Source organism: Comamonas sp. HJ-2, assembly GCF_053615495.1.
In genome coordinates this window covers 1-1205 of the sequence record NZ_JBSIFD010000059.1, presented here as the reverse complement: position 1 = coordinate 1205, position 1205 = coordinate 1, and the positions used below count along the sequence as shown (strand labels likewise).

At 60.7% G+C, this 1205-nt stretch carries 1 protein-coding gene; it reads right to left on the bottom strand.

Features of this window, described 5'->3' with window-relative positions; translation table 11 throughout:
* A partial coding sequence (locus ACWGXF_RS24250; RefSeq protein WP_452102591.1) for an efflux RND transporter periplasmic adaptor subunit occupies positions 1 to 812 on the bottom strand: 812 nt, incomplete at its 3' end.
* Positions 813 to 1205 lie beyond the last annotated feature (393 nt).

Below are 1205 nucleotides of genomic sequence, written 5' to 3'. Positions count from 1 at the left end.
GTCAATATGGCTGTAACACTTTCTCCCAAGCGCAGATCCCCGCTCTTGGCCAGCGCAACACGCACACGCATCCCCGCGCTACCGTCGCCAACTGGTGCAATACCCTCGACACGACCTGCGGCGCCGCGAGTGATGACCTGCACACTGTCACCTACGGCGGGCAGTGGGACCTCTCGACCCAGTAGCAAATCAAGTTCCAACGCCTTGGGATCAGCCACTCTCACCAAGGGTGCCGATGCATCAACACGCGCGCCAGGTTGGACCATTACTTCAGTCACAATGCCTGCACGCGTTGCCAGCAACTGCGCCTCATTCCCAGCCAGCCTCACACCACTGGAAGCCAGCTCGGCGCGTCGGGCTTGGGCCATGGCCGCAGCCTCTGTGGCGCGTGCCTGTGTTGACTGCCATCGACTGGCTGCGATGATGCCGTCTTCATGGAGCAATCGGTCTCGCGTCAGGGATTGCTGTGCCAGCCGCGACTGTGACTCGGCTTCCGCCACTGCGCGACGCGCTTCATAGAGCTGAGGGCTGGTGAAAGTCACCACAGGCTGGCCCGCTCGCACGGACTGGCCTACAGCGACCAGCACACGTGGCAGCGCCCCCGCATAAGGCGCAGCCACAACGACCTGAGCATCGGGTCTCAGAACCACACGCGCATGAGCCGAAATATTGAGCTCGTCAGAACTCTGGATGGACTGAAAGCGCACGCCCAAGGTACGCGCCTGCTCAGGGGATAGAGACACGGCCTCGGCGGCCATGCCTGCGACTGGCAGCGCAAGTGCGCCGGCCAACAGCCATTGGTGGAAGAACATTCCTGACTCCGGAAAAAGAAAAGACATGCATCCATGCGTATGCATGGATGCTGGCAAGCCTGTGAAAGGCTTGGGGGGTCAGGAAAACTGAGGCGGAGCTTGGGCCGGGGATGGTCGTATGACGCGACCTTGCCAGCGTGAAAGCCTGTACGCCGGCTCGGGGGGCGGTGTGGGCCTTGCAGCAGTGCAACGCATGAGCGAGGCACGCAGACCCCAAGTCAGCAGAGTGAGGCCAATAACGGCCAGCAACGGGACAGGGAGCAGATCTAGTGGTTGCAGTGCGTTCTGCACGTCAACTTCAAAAGGCTCGGATTGAGCTTGATGGACATCGTGGTCACTGAGAGAGTCGTGTCCAGTGAACAGATGGAAATGAGAATCAGCAATTCTGGAAGG